At 65.4% G+C, this 18,053-nt stretch carries 13 protein-coding genes; 12 read left to right on the top strand and 1 reads right to left on the bottom strand.

All coding sequences use genetic code 11. The features are described from left to right. Positions 1-63 precede the first annotated feature (63 nt). The 5 genes from pyrR to carB are packed head-to-tail and all read left to right on the top strand — an operon-like array spanning position 64 to position 7,538. Positions 64-669: a bifunctional pyr operon transcriptional regulator/uracil phosphoribosyltransferase PyrR gene (gene pyrR, locus AOP73_RS10895; protein WP_084626832.1), complete on the top strand. Its 606-nt coding sequence runs from the start codon at positions 64-66 to the stop codon at positions 667-669. After that, on the top strand, positions 666-1,655 hold the full coding sequence (locus AOP73_RS10890) for an aspartate carbamoyltransferase catalytic subunit (protein WP_061965894.1): 990 nt from the start codon (positions 666-668) through the stop codon (positions 1,653-1,655). The genes pyrR and AOP73_RS10890 overlap by 4 nt, the downstream gene beginning before the upstream one ends. Then, the gene (locus AOP73_RS10885; RefSeq protein ID WP_061965892.1) at positions 1,652-2,992 is read left to right on the top strand and encodes a dihydroorotase; all 1,341 of its coding nucleotides are present in this window, start codon (positions 1,652-1,654) and stop codon (positions 2,990-2,992) included. The genes AOP73_RS10890 and AOP73_RS10885 overlap by 4 nt, the downstream gene beginning before the upstream one ends. After that, complete coding sequence (gene carA, locus AOP73_RS10880) at positions 2,989-4,227, top strand: glutamine-hydrolyzing carbamoyl-phosphate synthase small subunit (RefSeq protein ID WP_236683590.1); 1,239 nt, start codon at positions 2,989-2,991, stop codon at positions 4,225-4,227. Before AOP73_RS10885 ends, carA begins: the two co-directional genes overlap by 4 nt. Next, positions 4,227-7,538: a carbamoyl-phosphate synthase large subunit gene (carB, locus tag AOP73_RS10875; protein ID WP_061965890.1), complete on the top strand. Its 3,312-nt coding sequence runs from the start codon at positions 4,227-4,229 to the stop codon at positions 7,536-7,538. Before carA ends, carB begins: the two co-directional genes overlap by 1 nt. A gap of 53 nt (positions 7,539-7,591) precedes the next feature. On the opposite strand, the gene AOP73_RS10870 is transcribed toward carB, so the two are convergent. Beyond that, the gene (locus tag AOP73_RS10870) at positions 7,592-8,560 is read right to left on the bottom strand and encodes a glycoside hydrolase family 113 (RefSeq protein ID WP_369345528.1); all 969 of its coding nucleotides are present in this window, start codon (positions 8,558-8,560) and stop codon (positions 7,592-7,594) included. A 134-nt stretch (positions 8,561-8,694) separates the two neighbouring features. Between AOP73_RS10870 and AOP73_RS10865 the strand changes: the two genes are divergently transcribed. The 7 genes from AOP73_RS10865 (at position 8,695) to AOP73_RS10835 (ending at position 18,005) form a co-directional block, all read left to right on the top strand. Continuing rightward, on the top strand, positions 8,695-9,732 hold the full coding sequence (locus tag AOP73_RS10865) for a LacI family DNA-binding transcriptional regulator (RefSeq protein WP_152650656.1): 1,038 nt from the start codon (positions 8,695-8,697) through the stop codon (positions 9,730-9,732). Positions 9,733-10,087: 355 nt separating this feature from the next. After that, entirely contained in the window at positions 10,088-11,431 is a 1,344-nt protein-coding gene (locus AOP73_RS10860) for an ABC transporter substrate-binding protein (RefSeq protein WP_061965888.1), read from the top strand. 80 nt (positions 11,432-11,511) lie between these two features. Further along, on the top strand, positions 11,512-12,450 hold the full coding sequence (locus tag AOP73_RS10855; protein WP_061965886.1) for a carbohydrate ABC transporter permease: 939 nt from the start codon (positions 11,512-11,514) through the stop codon (positions 12,448-12,450). Beyond that, on the top strand, positions 12,447-13,268 hold the full coding sequence (locus AOP73_RS10850) for a carbohydrate ABC transporter permease (RefSeq protein ID WP_061965884.1): 822 nt from the start codon (positions 12,447-12,449) through the stop codon (positions 13,266-13,268). Before AOP73_RS10855 ends, AOP73_RS10850 begins: the two co-directional genes overlap by 4 nt. Further along, on the top strand, positions 13,265-15,811 hold the full coding sequence (locus tag AOP73_RS10845) for a glycoside hydrolase family 2 protein (protein WP_061965882.1): 2,547 nt from the start codon (positions 13,265-13,267) through the stop codon (positions 15,809-15,811). The genes AOP73_RS10850 and AOP73_RS10845 overlap by 4 nt, the downstream gene beginning before the upstream one ends. Continuing rightward, a complete protein-coding gene (locus tag AOP73_RS10840) occupies positions 15,808-17,091 on the top strand; it encodes an AGE family epimerase/isomerase (RefSeq protein WP_061965880.1) in 1,284 nt (427 codons plus the stop codon). Before AOP73_RS10845 ends, AOP73_RS10840 begins: the two co-directional genes overlap by 4 nt. Then, entirely contained in the window at positions 17,088-18,005 is a 918-nt protein-coding gene (locus AOP73_RS10835) for a carbohydrate kinase family protein (RefSeq protein ID WP_061965878.1), read from the top strand. The genes AOP73_RS10840 and AOP73_RS10835 overlap by 4 nt, the downstream gene beginning before the upstream one ends. Positions 18,006-18,053: the final 48 nt, after the last annotated feature.

Here is an 18,053-nt window from a genome sequence, read left to right as displayed (position 1 = left end):
CAGCCGCGAGCCGATAGACATCCTTTAAGTACCGTCCTGTGAGGCGGGGAAGGAGGTCACCAGATGACTGGGACCATTCTGGGCGCGCCCGATATTTCACGGGCGTTGACACGAATCGCACACGAGATCCTCGAGCGTAATGGCGGAGCCGATAACCTGGTGTTGCTGGGCATCCCCACTCGCGGACTGCCATTGGCGCACCGCCTCGCGGCGCGCATCGCCGAGGTCGAGCCGTCATTCGACGCCGATGCTCGCTGCGGATCTCTCGACATCACCATGTATCGCGACGACCTTGCGAAGCACCCCACCCGCAATTTGGGCACCACGACGCTCCCGAGCGCCGGCATCGACAATGCCGTGGTGGTCCTGGTAGACGACGTCTTCCACACGGGCCGCACCATTCGAGCTGCGCTCGATGCAGTCAAGGACGAGGGCCGCCCCCGCGGCGTGCAGCTCGCTGTCCTGGTCGACCGAGGCCACCGCGAGCTGCCCATTCGCGCCGACTTTGTGGGCAAGAACATCCCAACCGCACGCACCGAGCGGGTGAGTGTCCTCCTGACCGAGACCGATGGCGAGGATGCCGTCATCCTGAGCGGCGGCAAGCCCGGCGACTCCGGCGATACCAGCAACAGTGGTCACGCCAGCGAGAACGGGGGAGCGACCGCATGAAGCACCTGCTGAGCACCTCCGACCTGTCCCGCGAGGACGCCATCCGCATCCTCGACACCGCCGAGCAGATGGCCGCCACCCAGGAGCGCGAGATTCGCAAGCTCCCCACGCTGCGCGGCAAGACCGTGGTCAACCTCTTCTTCGAGGACTCGACCCGCACGCGCATCAGCTTCGAGGCGGCCGCCAAGCGACTCAGCGCCGACGTCATCAACTTCTCGGCCAAGGGCTCGAGTGTCTCCAAGGGCGAGTCCCTCAAGGACACCGCGCTCACGCTGCAGGCCATGGGCGCCGATGCCGTGGTCATCCGCCACTGGGCGTCCGGCGCGGCCGAACGCCTGGCCGGGTCCGGCTGGATGCACGGCGCGGTCCTGAACGCGGGAGACGGCACCCACCAGCACCCCACCCAGGCCCTGCTGGACGCGTACACGATGCGCAAGCACCTCATCGGCGCGGCCGAAGGCCCTGGTGCGCACGTCGAAACCGCGACGGGAAATGACCTCGCCGGCCTCACCATCGGCCTCGTGGGAGACGTCCTGCACTCGCGCGTCGCGCGTTCCAACGTGGCCCTGCTCAACACGCTGGGCGCCAAGGTCGTGCTGATCTCTCCGCCCACGCTGGTGCCTGTCGGTATCGAGACGTGGCCGGTCGATGTGGTGCACGGCCTCGACGCCGCGCTCGACAAGTACGACCTGGACGCCATCATGATGCTCCGGGTCCAGCGCGAGCGCATGAGCGGCGGCGGCAACTCGTTCTTCCCCAGCCCCCAGGAGTACACCCGCCTGTTCGGTTTGGACGGCGACCGCATGCGGCGTCTGCCCGACCACGCCATCGTCATGCACCCCGGGCCCATGAACCGCGGGTTGGAAATTACCGCCGAGGCGGCGGATAGTCCGCGCTCGGTCATCGTCGAACAGGTCAGCAACGGCGTCGCCGTGCGCATGGCCTCCCTGTACTTGCTTCTAGCCGGAGAGGAGGGCGGCGCATGAGCCCGTCCCACACTGCCCAGAGTTTTGTCATCGAGAACGCCGCGCTGCTGGGCGAGGCCGAGTCAAGCATCGTCGTCGAGAATGGCCAGATCACGCTGGTACGCGGCTCGGAGACCCCGCTGACCGACGCCGAGATCCCCGACGGCGCCGTGCGTATCGACGCCAGCGGCCTCGTCGCACTCCCCGGCCTCGTGGACCTGCACACGCACCTTCGCGAGCCGGGCCGCGAGGACGCCGAGACCATCGAGTCGGGCTCCCGTTCCGCAGCACGCGGGGGATTCACCGCCGTCCTCGCCATGGCCAACACCACCCCCACCGCCGACACCGCAGGTGTGGTGGAGCAGGTGTGGAGCCGCGGCAAGGAGGTCGGCCTGGTCGACGTCTATCCCGTCGGAGCCGTCACCGTGGGCCTGGGCGGCACGCAGCTGTCCGAGATGGGCGCCATGGCGATGTCCAAGGCGCGCGTCCGCGTGTTCAGCGACGACGGCAAGTGCGTCCACGATCCCGTGGTCATGCGGCGCGCGCTCGAATACGTCAAGACGTTCGACGGAGTGGTCGCACAGCACGCGCAGGACCCGCGCCTGACCGAGGGGGCGCAGATGCACGAAGGCGTCGTCTCTGCGGACCTCGGCCTGGCGGGCTGGCCCGCCGTCGCCGAGGAGTCGATTATCGCCCGCGACGTGCTCCTCGCGAAGCACGTGGGCTCACGCGTTCACATCTGTCACGTCTCCACCGCCGGCTCCGTCAAGATCCTGCGCTGGGCCAAGGCCGAGGGTATCGACGTGACCGCCGAGGTCATGCCGCACCACCTGCTCCTCACCGACGAGTCCGTGCGCGGCTACGACCCGCGCTTCAAGGTCAACCCGCCCCTGCGCACGCAGGAGGACGTGGACGCGGTCCGCGAGGGACTCGCCGACGGCACCATCGACATCGTCGCTACCGACCACGCGCCGCACCCGGACGAGGACAAGGACTGCGAGTGGGGCTCCGCCGCCATGGGCATGATCGGCCTCGAGACCGCTCTCGGCATCGTTCAGAAGACCATGGTCGACACCGGCCGCCTGTCCTGGGCGGAGGTGGCGAACCGCATGTCCGCACTGCCCTCGCGCATCGGCCGCATTGAAGCCGACCACGGCCGTGCCGTGGCCGAGGGGGAGCCCGCGAACATCACGCTCGTAGACCCCGATGCCGCGTACACGGTGGACCCCGCGGCCACGTCGAGCCGCAGCAACAACTCACCCTTCGGCGGCGTCGAGCTGCCGGGGCGCGCCGTCGCGACCTTCCTGCGCGGCACGCCCACCTACCTTGACTCTCGCTTTGAAGGGATGTTCGCATGAATGACACGGCGATGACCGATGCCGACAACCGGGCGGTGCTCGTCCTTGAGGACGGCCAGACCCTCGAGGGTCGCACCTACGGTGCCTCGGGCCAGACTCTGGGCGAAATCGTCTTCAACACCGGCATGACCGGTTACCAGGAGACTCTCACCGACCCCAGCTACCACCGTCAGATCGTCACCATGACGGCGCCGCACATCGGCAACACCGGTATGAACGACGAGGACAACGAGTCCCGCAAGATCTGGGTGGCCGGATATGTGGTGCGCGACCCCGCCCGCAAGCCCTCCAACTGGCGCGCACAGCGCACGCTCGACGAGGACCTCGAGGCCCAGGGTGTCGTGGGCATCTCCGGCATCGACACCCGCCAACTCACCCGCATGCTGCGCACCGCAGGCGTGATGCGCGCCGGCATCTTTTCCGGCGACGCGCTGAAGGCCGGCTACAACGCCGATGCCGCGGCAGGTTCGCGTGCCACTGCTGGCTCGGACGCCGCTACCGCGGAGGAGCTGCTGGGCCGAGTGAAGTCCGCCGAGTCCATGGTCGGCGCCCACCTGGCCGATGCCGTGTCCGTGATGGACGAGTACGTGGTCGAGCCTCCTGAGGGCACCGACCGCATCGCCGACGTCGTGGCCGTCGACCTCGGCATCAAGGCCATGACTCCCGAGATGATGGCGCAGCGTGGCATCCGTGTGACCGTGGTCCCGTCGACCATGTCCGCCGCTGACATCCTTGCCAAGCAGCCCGACGGAGTGTTCTTCTCCAACGGACCGGGCGACCCCAGTGCCGCCGATCGCGCCGTCACCACGCTGCGCGAGATCCTCGACGCGGACGTGCCCTTCTTCGGCATCTGCTTCGGCAACCAGATCCTGGGCCGCGCGCTCGGGTACGGGACCTACAAGCTGGCGTTCGGCCACCGCGGCATCAACCAGCCCGTGATGGACCGCAGGACCCGCAAGGTGGAGATCACCGCGCACAACCACGGCTTCGCCGTCGATGCGCCCACCGACCGCGACTCGCAGTCGCCCTCGGGTTACGGCCGCGTACGTGTGAGCCACGTGTGCCTCAACGACGACGTGGTCGAGGGTCTCGAGTGCCTCGACATCCCCGCCTTCTCCGTCCAGTACCACCCGGAGGCTGCCGCCGGCCCGCACGATGCGGCCTACCTCTTTGATCGTTTTGTCGACCTGATGGCCAGCGCCAAAGACGCGGCCAAGAACGGAGCGCGCAACTAATGCCACGCCGCGAAGATATTAAGTCCGTCCTGGTCATCGGCTCTGGCCCCATCGTGATCGGACAGGCGTGCGAGTTTGACTACTCGGGTACCCAGGCCTGCCGCGTACTGAAGGCCGAGGGCATCCGCGTCATTCTGGTGAACTCCAACCCGGCCACCATCATGACCGACCCCGAGTTTGCCGACGCGACCTACGTGGAGCCCATCACCACTGAGGTGATCGAGACCATCATCGCGAAGGAGCGCCCCGACGCGATCCTGCCGACGCTGGGCGGCCAGACCGCGCTCAACGCGGCCATTGCTCTCGACGAGGCCGGCATCCTGGACAAGTACAACGTCGAGCTGATCGGCGCCAACATCGCGTCCATCAACCTGGGCGAGGACCGCGAGCTCTTCAAGGGCGTCGTCGAGCGTTGTGGCGCGGAGAGCGCCCGCTCGCGCATCTGCAACTCCATGGACGAGTTGCTCGCCGCCGCCGAGGACCTCAAGTACCCCGTCGTCGTGCGCCCGTCCTTCACCATGGGCGGACTAGGTTCCGGCTTCGCGTACGACGAGGCCGACCTGCGCCGCATCGGCGGGGCGGGCCTGCACTACTCGCCGACCACCGAGGTGCTCCTCGAGGAGTCCATCCTGGGCTGGAAGGAATACGAGCTCGAGCTCATGCGCGACCACCACGACAACGTGGTGGTGGTCTGCTCGATCGAAAACGTGGACCCTGTGGGCGTGCACACCGGCGACTCCATCACCGTGGCCCCCGCATTGACGCTGACCGACCGCGAGTACCAGCGCATGCGCGACGTGGGCATCGCGATCATTCGCGAGGTGGGCGTCGACACCGGTGGATGCAACGTGCAGTTCGCCGTTGACCCCGCCACCGGTCGCCTCATTGTCATCGAGATGAACCCGCGCGTCTCACGGTCCTCCGCACTAGCCTCCAAGGCCACGGGTTTCCCGATCGCCAAGATCGCGGCCCGCCTGGCCATCGGCTACACGCTCGATGAGATTCCTAACGACATCACGGGCTCTACCCCCGCGAGCTTCGAGCCCACTCTTGATTACATCGTGGTCAAGGTGCCCCGCTTCGCCTTCGAGAAGTTCCCGGCCGCGGATCCCGTCCTCACCACCACCATGAAGTCGGTGGGTGAGGCCATGAGCATCGGTCGCAACTTCACCGAGGCACTCGGCAAGGCGCTGCGCTCGATCGACAAGAAGGGCGTCAACTTCCACTGGAAGGGTGACTTCCCGACCGGCGCGGACTTTGACGCGCTGCTCGAGCAGATCTCCATCCCCACCGAGGCGCGCATGGTTCAGATCCAGCAGGCGCTGCGTACCGTGCGTGCCGGCCACGCGACGCTCGACCAGGTCTTCGACGCATGCAAGGTCGACCCGTGGTTCCTCGACCAGATCCTGTTGATGAACGAGATCGCCAACGAGACCGCATCGGCTCCCGAACTCAACGCCGCCGTGCTGCGCCGGGCCAAGGAGAACGGCCTGGCAGATGAGCAGATCGCGCAGCTGCGTGGTCTCAAGGTTGAGGACGTCTTTGCGGCCCGCGCCGAGCTGGGCGTGCAGCCCGTCTACAAGACGGTGGACACCTGCGCCGCCGAATTCGACGCCACCACGCCGTACTACTACTCGTCCTACGACTCGGAGAACGAGGTGGCCACGCGCGAGCGCGAGGCCGTCATCATCCTGGGCTCCGGACCCAACCGCATCGGGCAGGGAATCGAGTTCGACTACTCGTGCGTCCACGCCGCACTGGCGCTCAAGGACCGCTACGAGACCATCATGGTCAACTGCAACCCGGAGACGGTCTCGACCGACTACGACACCGCGAACCGGCTCTACTTTGAGCCGCTCACGTTCGAGGACGTCATGGCCGTCTACCAGGCCGAGGTCGCCGCGGGACCGGTCAAGGGCATGTTCGTCCAGCTGGGCGGGCAGACGCCGCTGAGTCTCGCACAGCGACTAGCCGATGCCGGGGTGCCGATTCTTGGCACGTCGCCCGAGGCGATCGACAACGCGGAGGACCGCGCGGCCTTTGGCCGCGTCCTGGACGCCGCCGAGCTACCCGCACCTGCGTACGGAACCGCTCACGGCATCGACCAGGCCATCGAGATTGCCGAGCGCATTTCCTACCCCGTGCTGGTGCGTCCCTCGTATGTGCTGGGCGGCCGCGGCATGGAGATCGTCTACGACCGCGCTCAGCTCGAGGACTACGGCACCCGCATGGCCGAGGTGGGCGACCACGCCACCGACGCTCCGCTACTAGTGGACCGCTTCCTCGACGACGCGATCGAGATCGACGTGGACGCGCTCTACGACGGCGAGCAGCTGTTCCTGGGTGGCGTCATGGAGCACATCGAGGAGGCCGGCATCCACTCCGGCGACTCGGCGTGCGTGTTGCCCCCCGTGACCCTGTCCGCCGAGGAACTCGTGCGCATCCGCCGCTCCACGGAGCTGCTGGCCGAAGGCATCGGCGTGAGGGGGCTCATGAATGTCCAGTACGCCCTCGCATCGGACGTCCTGTATGTTCTTGAAGCCAACCCGCGTGCCAGCCGTACGGTGCCGTTCGTGGCGAAGGCCACCGGCGTGCCGCTTGCCAAGGCTGCTGCATTGCTCATGGCGGGCACCTCGATTGCGGACCTCAAGGCCGACGGCGTGCTACCCGAACTCGACGCCGCGCACATCGACATGTCTCAGCGCATCGCCGTCAAGGAAGCTGTGCTGCCGTTCCGTCGTTTCCGCACCCACGAGGGCCTGGTCGTCGACTCGGTGCTCGGCCCGGAAATGCGGTCGACGGGCGAGGTCATGGGCTTCGATGCGACCTTCCCGCTGGCCTTCGCCAAGTCGCAGGCCGCGGCCATCGGTGGACTGCCCACCGGCGGCAAGGCGTTCGTGTCCGTGGCGGACCGTGACAAGCGCTCCATCACCTTCCCGATCGCCCGCCTGCACCAGCTCGGCTTTGAGATCCTGGCGACCGCCGGCACCGCGCAGGTGCTGGGTCGCAATGGCATCCCCGCCACCGTGGTGCGCAAGCACTCCGAGGGCAGGGGAGAAGCCGGCGAGCCCACCATCGTGGATCTGATCAACGACGGCGAGGTGAACCTGGTGGTCAACACGCCCTCGGGTCAGGGCGCACGTGCTGACGGATACGAGATTCGTGCGGCGGCCACGGCGGCCGATGCCGCGATCATCACCACCACGCAGCAGCTGTCAGCGGCGGTGCAGGCGATCGAGGTCATTCAGCACGGCACCTTCGAGGTCATGAGCCTGCAAGAGGCTCAGGCGCCGGCGGTCGCGACCAGTTAACGAGACGTCGACGTGCGGTGCCGGCGAGGGAAGACCTTGCCGGCACCGTTCGTTCAACGTGTGAAGTGCCGCGCGACTACCTCGGCGCCCTTTTTGCCGTACATGCAATAGTCGTCGTTGGACGCTGCCTCGCTGAGTGAATAGAGAGCTGGGGGCCAGTCCCACAGCGCGACGCCCAGCACCCAGTCGGTCTCATCGATGGCGGCCAGCATCTCTTCGAGATAGTCGGCCTGAGCCTGCTCGCTGGGCTCACCTGCGAGAGCCCAGTCGTTGGGTCGCGCCGGCGAGGTGTCGCGACTGGGGCAGCCCGCCTCCAGGAACACGAACTCCTGCCCGTGCGCATCCACCACCGACTTGATCCGCGCGAGTTGCGCGTCCCAGTCGCCCGTGGGGTAGTAGCCGGACGAGCTGATGATGTCCACGGCGTCCCACCAGGTGACATTCTCTTCCTGGTACTTGTCGCAGTTGTACGTGATCGGACCGGAATACACCTCGCGCACGCGAGCGGCCAGGCTGCGCCAACGGTCCTCGCGAGTATCTGCGCGTACCATCTCGCAGCCAATGCTGAACAGATCGGCTCCCAATTCCTCAGCAAGAGCGGCGTGGTGCAGGATGTACTCGTCGTAGCTGTCGAACCACTCGTTCCACGTGGGCTCGCCGGGCGCGTCCTTGTCGAAAAACCCGATGTGGGCGCGCCAGGTGCCATCCGCGACATTGACGGTGGGCTTGAGGCAGACCAGCAGGCCGCGCTCACGGGCGGCGGACACCCCGGCACGGATCTCGTCGTCTGTCAGCGAGGGCTGGTCACGCCAGTTGATGGTGGTCGACTGCGCGGTGTCCTGCAGCGCCGCGTAGGCGAGTACCACCCAGTTGGGCTTCACCTCCATCATGGCGTCAAGTGATGCTGCGGCCTGGGGCGTCGTCCACGAGCCGCGGACGCCAGTCCACCCCCATGTCATGGCGTGGAACGGAACGGCCGGCAACGGGCGCTTGGCGGAAAGAGGAGTGTCGGTCAGCGACATGGGAGGAACCCTTCGTATGCTTAATCGATTGAGTAGTGACACACTATAGGCAACACATGGAGTGACGCGACGGCAATGAAGCGTGTCGTGCAGGGCGATCCGCCCGGTGTCCTCGAAACGGAAGTGAGAAAAGCATGGCGATGCGCAAGCCGCCCAGTCGGCCGACCATTGCGGAAATCGCCAAGCAAAGCGGCGTGTCCGCTGGAGCCGTCTCGTACGCCCTCAACGGGCGCCCCGGGGTTTCGGACGAGACTCGCAAGCGCATTCTTGAGGTGGCACGCGAGGTGGGCTGGGTTCCCAGCACCGCGGCAAGGGCCCTGCGGGGTGGTGGCACCGCAACCCTCGGGCTGGTGATCACGCGCGAGCCCGACGTCCTGGGTATTGAGCCGTTCTTCATGTCCTTCGTCGCTGGTATTGAGAAGGTGATCTCCGCGCGGGGCTATGCGCTGCTTCTGCAGGTCACCCCTGACCCGGAGCGCGAGCTGCAGACCTATCGGGAGTGGTGGTCCGCTCGCCGGGTCGACGGCATCTTCGTCACCGACCTCGCAATCGACGACCAACGACTGCCGATCATCAACGAGATTGGCCTGCCCGTGGTGGTTGTCGGCGACCCCGCATTCTCCGATGGATTGCCCGCAGTTGGTAGCGACGACGCCGCCGCGGCAAATGCCGCCATGGAACGCCTCGCGGAACTGGGGCACAAGCGGGTGGCTCACATCGCCGGTCCTGAGCGATTCGTCCACACCCACGTGCGTAGTGACGCGATGGCACGCGCCGGCGAGCGGCTAGGCATCCAAGTGGTGGCCGAAGTCAACACCGACTATTCCGTCGCGGCCGGCACGGCAGCGTGTCACCAGCTCCTTGACGGGGCGAATCCGCCCACCGCCATGGTCTTTGACAACGACCTCACCGCCATCGGAGCGGTCAGGGCCGCGACGGGCAGGGGGGTTGAGGTTCCGGGTCAACTGTCGGTCCTGGCCTGGGACGATTCGCCGCTGTGTGAGTTGACAGTCCCCGCGCTCAGCGCCCTGAGCCGAGACGTGTCCGCCTATGGGGCGGATGCCGCGACGATGCTGCTCAACGTGGTGAACGGGTCTGCCGAGGTGAAGTCGGTGCGTTCCTCGGTGGCCCGCCTCGTTGACCGCGGCACGCTAGGGCCCGCTCCACGCTGACAGACGTCCGCATCTGTCTCCACGGGGCAGCGTGGCCAAGTGCCACGAGTTGTAAGTCCTCGCAATACTCGCCAGTCACCAGGGGCTCGTGACCGATGATCGGAGTGCTCACTCACACGTGGCCGCCACGCGCTCGGTCCGAAACTCCAGATATACGGGGCAGAGATTGCCCGGCGAGTCTTCCATGTGTGCGGGGAAGGTGCGGTCTACTATAACGATTAAGTAACACGATGCCGAAACTGGCCACCATGGGTTGTGATGGCATCACTTAATCGTTAAAGTCATATTCAGTCGCACTGCGGCACTGTGGCGATCACGCTGCGGAAATAGCAAAAATCCTGAAGGGGTTACATCAATGAAGATGCGCACAGCCGCCATGGTTGCGGCCACCACCAGCTTGGCGTTCACGCTCGCAGCGTGCAGCGGCAGTAGCGACAACGGAGACGGCAGCAACACGCCAGCACCGGAGTCATCCTCAACGACCAGCGACTCGGCCATGGCCGAGGTTGCCGGCGAGATCACGGTCCTGACAAACCGCACCGACCTTGTCGACACGGTGTTCGCTGACTATAAGTCGGCGTTTGAGGCGAAGTACCCAGACGTTGAGGTCAAGTTCGAGGCCATCACCGACTACGAGGGCGAAGTTGCGACCCGCATGAGCACCGACGACTACGGCGACGTGCTGCTCATTCCGAACTCGGTAAACGCGAGCGACTACCCGGACTTCTTTGAGCCGCTCGGTTCGGTCGACGAACTCTCTCAGACCTACCGCTTCATCGGCTCGGAGGCGAACTACGACGGACAGTCCTACGGCATCGCCATCACCGGTAACGCCAACGGCCTCGTCTACAACAAGAAGGTCTGGTCAGACGCAGGTATCACCGAGGACCCGACCACGCCCGAGGAGTTCCAGAAGGATCTCCAGATGATCGCCGACAACACCGACGCGACGCCCCTCTACACCAACTACGCCGACGGCTGGCCGCTCACGCAGTGGGAGTCCGACCGCGGAGGGGTGACCGCGAACGCGAACGCCGTCAACGAGCTCGCCGACACGGACGCCCCGTGGAGCGAGGGCATGGATCACTACATCATCGACTCGCTGATCTTCGATGCGGCAGCCGCTGGCAACATTGAGGAAGACCCCACCACCACCAACTGGGAGCAGTCAAAGACGGACCTCGGCACGGGCAAGATCGGAGCCATGGCGCTCGGATCATGGGCCATTGTGCAGATGCAGGCCGCTGCGGATGACGCGGCAGACATCGGCTACATGCCCTTCCCCAACCAGGTTGACGGCACCTTCCACTCGGTGATCAGTGGTGACTACAAGAACGGCATCAACGTTCACTCGGAGAACAAGGCCGCGGCACGTGCCTGGATCGACTGGTTCGCTGACGAGTCCGGATACGCCACCGATCAGGGTGGAATCTCGCCTCGCCTCGACGGACCGACGCCTGACACGCTGAAGGACTTTGACGCCGCTGGTGTCGAGTACATCGAGCTCACCCCGCCGCCAGCCGGCAAGGAAAGCTTGGTCAGCGACATCGACAACGCCGCCGAGATCGGTCTCTGGAGCCCTGACTACCGTCAGCGCATCGTCGACGCCGCACGCGGCGCTCGTGACGAGACCAAGCAGGACATCTTCGACGACCTGAACTCCAAGTGGGCCGAGGCCCGCGCTAGCGTCGAAGGCTAGTCAGATGTCGCCCGCCCCGGTGGAGACTCCGCCGGGGCGAGCGACGTCTTCCCCTCCATCCACCTCACGTCGGAGAAGTCATGTCATTCTTTAGCACTCCGGTGCGCCCTCACGCGGTGCGCGCGGCGCGCGACGCGCGAAGCGGCCGTCAGCGGTTCCTCCAGGGGGCAACACCGTGGTTGTTCCTGATCGTCCCCCTGATCTTTCTTTGCCTGTTCACTCTGCTTCCCGTCGGAAACATGATCTGGTACTCGTTTACCGAATGGAACGGACTCAGCAAGGACAAGGAGTACGTGGGGCTCGGCAACTACATTGAGTTCTTCACGCGACCGGAGCTGTTCCGTGTCTTCCTCGTGAGCCTGTACTACTTTGTGGCCTCGTTCGTACAGATGGGCCTCGCGCTGTACTTCGCGACCATCCTGTCCTTCAACACCCGGTTCAAGAACCTGTTCAAAGGCATCCTGTTCTTCCCGTACCTCATCAACGGCGTGGCCATCGGCTTCACGTTCCTCTACTTCTTCCGGCCCGGCGGCACCCTCGACGCCTCCCTCGCCGCGCTTGGACTCGAACAGTTCCAGCAGCAATGGCTCGGCAACCCCGACCTCATCAACTTCTCACTGTCCGGCACCTCGGTGTGGCGCTACATGGGCCTCAACTTTGTGCTCTTCCTGGGGGCCATCCAGTCCGTGAATCCTTCCCTCTATGAGGCGTCGTCCCTTGACGGCGCCGGGAAGTGGCAGCAGTTCCGATACATCATCCTGCCGAGCATCCGGCCCATCGTGGGGCTGTCGATGATTCTGGCGATCTCCGGTTCGCTCGCGGTGTTTGAGATCCCGTACATCATGACTGGCGGTGCCAACGGATCCATGACCTTTGTCATCCAAACCATCAACATGGCGTTCAAGTTCAACAAGGTGGGACTCGCGTCTGCCATGGCCGTGATCCTGCTGCTCATCGTCCTGCTCATCACGTGGATCCAAAGGAGACTTGTGCCCGACGAGAAGGTGAACCTGACGTGAAAAGCGCAACTTTTGGAGGGCTCAAGTACCTCACCCTGATCGTGGCGTCACTCGTGACGCTGCTGCCCCTGGTCACCATCGTGATGGCGTCTTTCAAGACGTCACGCGAGTTCCAACAGTCGGGACCGTTCGACCTGCCTGAAAGCTTCGGCTTCGAGAATTATGTCGAGGCGTTCACCAAGGGCGGCATGCTGCATGCGTTCTTCAACACCGGCATCATTCTGTTGGTGTCGATCACCGGCACCGTGATCATCGGTGCCATGACCGCCTATGCGATCGACCGCTTCGAGTTCCGCTTCCGCAAAGTCGTGGTGGGAGTCTTCCTGTTCGCGGTGCTCGTGCCCGCTGTGACCACGCAGGTCGCTACGTTCCAGGTCGTAAATAACCTTGGCCTTTACAACACGCGCTGGGCGGCCATCGTGCTCTTCATGGGCACCGACATCGTCTCGATTTACATCTTCCTGCAGTTCATCCGGGCCGTGCCACGTGAACTTGACGAGGCCGCCAAGCTCGAGGGCGCAGGACCGTTCCGGATCTTCTGGCAGATCATCTTCCCGCTGCTCAAGCCCGCTATCGCGACGGTGGTGATCATCAAGGGGTTCGCGGCCTACAACGAGTTCTATATACCGTTCTTATATATGCCCTCGCGGGACCTGGGCGTCATCTCGACCTCTCTGTTCCGCTTCACGGGTCCGTTTGGTGCCCACTGGGAGGTCATAGCCGCGGGTGTGATCATCGTGATCATCCCCACCCTGATCATCTTCGTCCTGCTGCAGAGGTTCATCTACAGCGGGTTTACGCAGGGGGCGACCAAGTGACGCGCGATAGTAGTGCGACCACTCGCGAGGCGTTGACGAACTGGCGGTTGTTCCTGGGTGCCGACTCCGAGTCCGCTCCCGCCGGTGTGGCTGCGGCCTTGACAGAGGGCATTCCCGCCACGGTGCCAGGCAGCGTCCTGGGCACCCTGATTGAGGCCGGACTCGCGTCGGACGTCACCGTCGACGGTCTTGAGGAGGACGTCGCATGGGCGACCCATTGCACATGGATCTACCGAACCTCTGTTCCGCGCCTGGGTGATGGCGCCCACGTGACAATCGATTTCGAGGGCGTTGACACGCTGGCCACGGTGCGCGTGGACGGCAACTCCGTTCTCGAGACCGACGACATGTTTCATGCCTGGAGCATCGAACTCACGGACGACGCACACCCCGCGCACCCGTCCTCCGACGACACCGGCGACTCCGCCGCTATCCCCGCCGTCTCTGCGGGCAAGGAGTGGAGCGTGGAGGTCGAGTTCCATCCTGTGCTTCCGGTCGCGAACGCGCTCGAGGCGTCCGATCCGTTGCCTCGTGCTGACATGTACGAGATCCCGTTCAACCAGGTGCGCAAGATGGCCTGCTCATTCGGATGGGACTGGGGTCCCACCACCATCACTGCCGGCCTGTGGCGCGCGGCGACGGTCACGCGCCTTCGTCAGGCCTCCATCGGCCAGCTTCTTCTCACGACCGACTGGAGTAACGGCGCGTCGCTAAGCGCGCGTCTGGACATCGACGGGGCGGCCGATGCTGTGGTTGCCACCGTGGTCCCCACGGGTGGGGGCGAGGCTCTCGCGTCGCAGCGGTTTGACCTTGCCCACGGCCACCTCGAGTTTGACCTCCAGGTGCCCCAAGCCCGTCGCTGGGACGTGGTGGACCGTGGTGAGCAGCCGCTCTACGACGTGCACATTGCAGTGGTTGACGACTCGGGAGCGGAACTGGACTCGACGCATCGTCGGGTGGGTTTTCGCCACGTCTCATTGGTGCAAGATGAGGACGACATCGGGCGCTCCTTCGAAGTACACGTGAACGGATCGCGCGTCTGGGCGCGCGGGTTCAACTGGATTCCTGCTGACGTTCTGCCGGAGCGAGTGACGCGAGAGCGTACCCGCGAACTGGTTCAGGAGGCGGTGGACACGGGCGCCAACATGTTGCGCATCTGGGGTGGAGGCGTCGTCGAGTCCCGGGACTTCTTTGAGGCTTGCGACGAGGCCGGTGTACTGGTGTGGCAGGACTTCTCGTTCGCTTGTGCGGCGTACGCAGAAGATGACGCGCAGGTGACGCGGGTCCAGTGCGAGGTGGCCGATGCCGTCAGGCGCGTCGGCCACCACGCGTCGCTGGCGCTGTGGTGCGGCTGCAACGAGAATCTCTGGGGCTTCGAAGACTGGGGTTGGAAGGAGACCTTGGGGGAGGATGGCGCCTGGGGCGCCCACCTGTATCACGAGGTCATTCCCGCTGCGCTCGCCGAACTCGACCCGCAACGGCCTTACATCCCCGGATCTCCGTTCTCGCCGGACGACGGTGTGCACCCGAACGACCCGACGCAGGGGACCACTCACCACTGGGACACGTGGAATCAACTCGATTACACCGCGTTCGAGGAGAAGACCTCGCGATTCGCCTCCGAGTTTGGTTGGCAGGCCCCCGCCTCGTGGCACACACTGATCCGCGCATTGGGATCAGAGCCGACTAGTGGTGACGATCCGCGACTCCAGCGTCTCCAGAAGCACCCCGAAGGCAAGGCGGGGCTCGCTCGTGGCATCGCAGATCACGTGGCTCACCTTCCCACGGACGGGCGTGGCTGGTACTTCGCGACTCAACTCATGCAGGCACGCGCCATACGGGCCTCCATCGGGCGCTTCCGCTCCCTGCACGAGCCATGTTCCGGCACCCTGTGGTGGCAGTTGAACGACTGCTGGCCCGCGTTGTCCTGGGCGGTCGTGGACGTCACCGGCGCACGCAAGCTGGGATGGTACGCCTCGGCGCAGATCATGGCGTCCCGCGCCATCGTCGCGTCATCGCCAACGTCGCCGCACGCGCTGACGGTAGTCAATGACGTGCCGCAGACGTGGGAGGCGATGGCCCGAGTACGCGCCGTCACTGAACGCGGCGAGGTGTTGCTCGACGAGCGCATCGGACTGCATGTGGTGGCCGACGGTCACGCCGAGGTGGCGCCGTCGCGGGTGCCTTCGGGAGCAGTTGCGGTGGTGGTGGACGTCGAGGACAAGCGCGCCGTGCGATGGCTGGTGGCCGACGATGCGCTCGAGCACCCGGCCGCATCATTGGCCAGCGTGCAGGTTAATCCGGACGCAGCATCGGGCGCCGTGCGCGTGACGGTGGTGGCCGACGACCTGATTCGTGACCTCTCGCTCCTGGCGGAGACGCATTCCGCGCTTGAGGGCGTGCGGGTGGATCGGCAGTTACTCACTCTTCTTCCTGGTGAGTCCGCGACTTTCACGGTGAGTCGACTGGGGGGCACCACACTCGCCACTTACGAGTGGCGCAGCCTGCTGTTCGCCGGCACTGCTCTGGTGATGCCACGGTGAGGCCGGAACAGCGGATACGCGAGCGCGCCAAGCAGCGGTCAGACCTACTGAGGTTCACCCGGGCCGCCAGGACCGATCGCGGCTTTGGCTGGCTTGACGAGCGCGGAAAGGTAGTGCAGGACAAGCCCGAGGAACTGTGGATTACGTGCCGCATGACCCACATCGCGGCGCTCGGCGTGCTCGCGAATGAACAACCCGAGGACGGCGGCCCGGATTACCGGGAGCTCCGCACACTGGTCGACCACGGCGTGCGCACGCTGAGCAGTGTCTTCGAAGATCAGGAGTACGGCGGCTGGTGGGCAGCTGTCGACGCCGCGGGCCCCGTCAATACCGCGAAGCAGGCCTACGGGCACGCATTCGTTGTCCTGGCGGCATCGTCCGCCCTGCTCGCTGGCGCCGACGGTGCACGAGCGCTTCTCAAGCGCGCGCTGCAGGTAAGCGAGAGCAGGTTTTGGGATGAGGAGCAGGGTCTCTCCGTCGAGGAATGGGACCGCGACTGGTTGACCCTGGAGACGTACCGGGGTGTCAATGCCAACATGCACACGGTGGAGGCCTACCTCGCTGCGGGAGACGCCACCGGCGACGGCATCTGGCACGAGCGCGCGGGACGCATCGCCGCGCGTGTACTGTCGTGGGCGGAGTCCAATGACTGGCGCATCCCCGAGCACTTTGACGAGGCCTGGCATCCGATGCTCGAGCATCACCGTAATATCCCTGCCGACCCCTTCCGACCGTACGGAGCGACGGTGGGCCACGGCTTGGAATGGGCCCGTCTCTTTTTGTCGGTCGACGCGACGCTTGGCGACAACGCGCCCCCGGGGTTGATGGCGGGTGCCCGCACGTTGTACGGGCGAGCCGTCACCGATGGTTGGAACGCGGACGGCGAGCTGGGGTTTGTGTACACCACAGACTGGGACGGGAGGCCGGTGGTGCGCGAACGCATGCATTGGGTCGCCGCCGAGGCGATTGCGGCGGCACATGCGCTCGCCATTGCAACGGGTGAGCAACGCTACGCGGACGACGCCGAGAGTTGGTGGCGCTTTGTGGACGAATTCCTCGTCGACGCTGAGTTCGGATCGTGGCATCACGAACTCGATTCGCGCAATGTTCCGGCCGCTTCAGTATGGCCCGGCAAGCCGGACACGTATCACGCGTATCAAGCCGCGCTATGGCCCGACGTGCCGCTCGCGCCGTCGTTTGCTACGGCGCTGGCCCGCGGCGTCGACCTGAGCGTTGACCGCACGCCCGCAGTGGCCACGGATGACGAGGAACTGTCGTGAACGTCCTCGTCGTTGGTGAGTCGTTACTGGATATCGTCAGTGACACCGCAGGACACGTGGCGGCCGTCCCGGGCGGCAGCCCAGCAAACGTGGCCGTGGGACTCGCCCGCCTGGGGCTGCGGCCAACCTTCGTTACCCATTTAGCACCAGACGATGCCGGGGAGACCATTCGGGCCCACCTTGAGTCCGCGGGCGCGGACATCGTCGCGGTCGACACCGCGACCCCCACCTCGACGGCGACCGCGACGATCGGCACCGGCGGCGCGGCCTCGTATCGCTTTGAGATCGCCTGGAACCTGAGCGATGCAGCGCTTGACGATGCGATTGCTACACACGGGCCGCTTCATCTCCACGCCGGCTCGATTGCGGCCGTCATGCAACCCGGTGCCGACGCCATCGCGTCGGCAATCGAAGGCCCCCTGGTGGCATCGATGAGTTTTGACCCAAACATCCGGCCCGGACTGATTCACGATCGCGAGGCTGCGCTCCACAGCGTTCGCAGGTGCCTGAGCCGGGCGGACGTGGTCAAGGCGAGCGACGAGGACATCGCGTGGATCGAGCCGGGGGAGGATCCCGTGAAGGTGGCCTCTCGCTGGCTCGCCCTCGGACCGAGTCTCGTGGTGGTCACGCTCGGTTCCGACGGAGCTTGGGCATTGGGCACGTTTGGCCAAGTCTTTGTGCCCGCGCGCACGGTCGACGTCGTCGACACCGTGGGCGCGGGTGATTCGTTCATGTCCGCGCTCATTGCTGGGTGGCTGGCGTTCACCTGCGACAGTTCGCGTGGCACCGTGGGCGAACTGACCGAGGAGCAGGCCCGGGATCTGTTGGTTGACTGTGTCACGGCGGCGGCCATTACCGTTGGCCGGCGCGGGGCACAGCCTCCCACACGTGCGGAGCTGACCGCAGCGCGGTAACAGTACGCAAACGTCAGTCTCTTGCGACCGCACACGCGCGAGTCATCG

Source organism: Demequina aurantiaca, assembly GCF_000975135.1.
GTDB classification, from domain to species: domain Bacteria; phylum Actinomycetota; class Actinomycetes; order Actinomycetales; family Demequinaceae; genus Demequina; species Demequina aurantiaca.
Note: the sequence above shows the minus strand (reverse complement) of the source record. Positions and strands in the feature narration are given on the sequence as shown.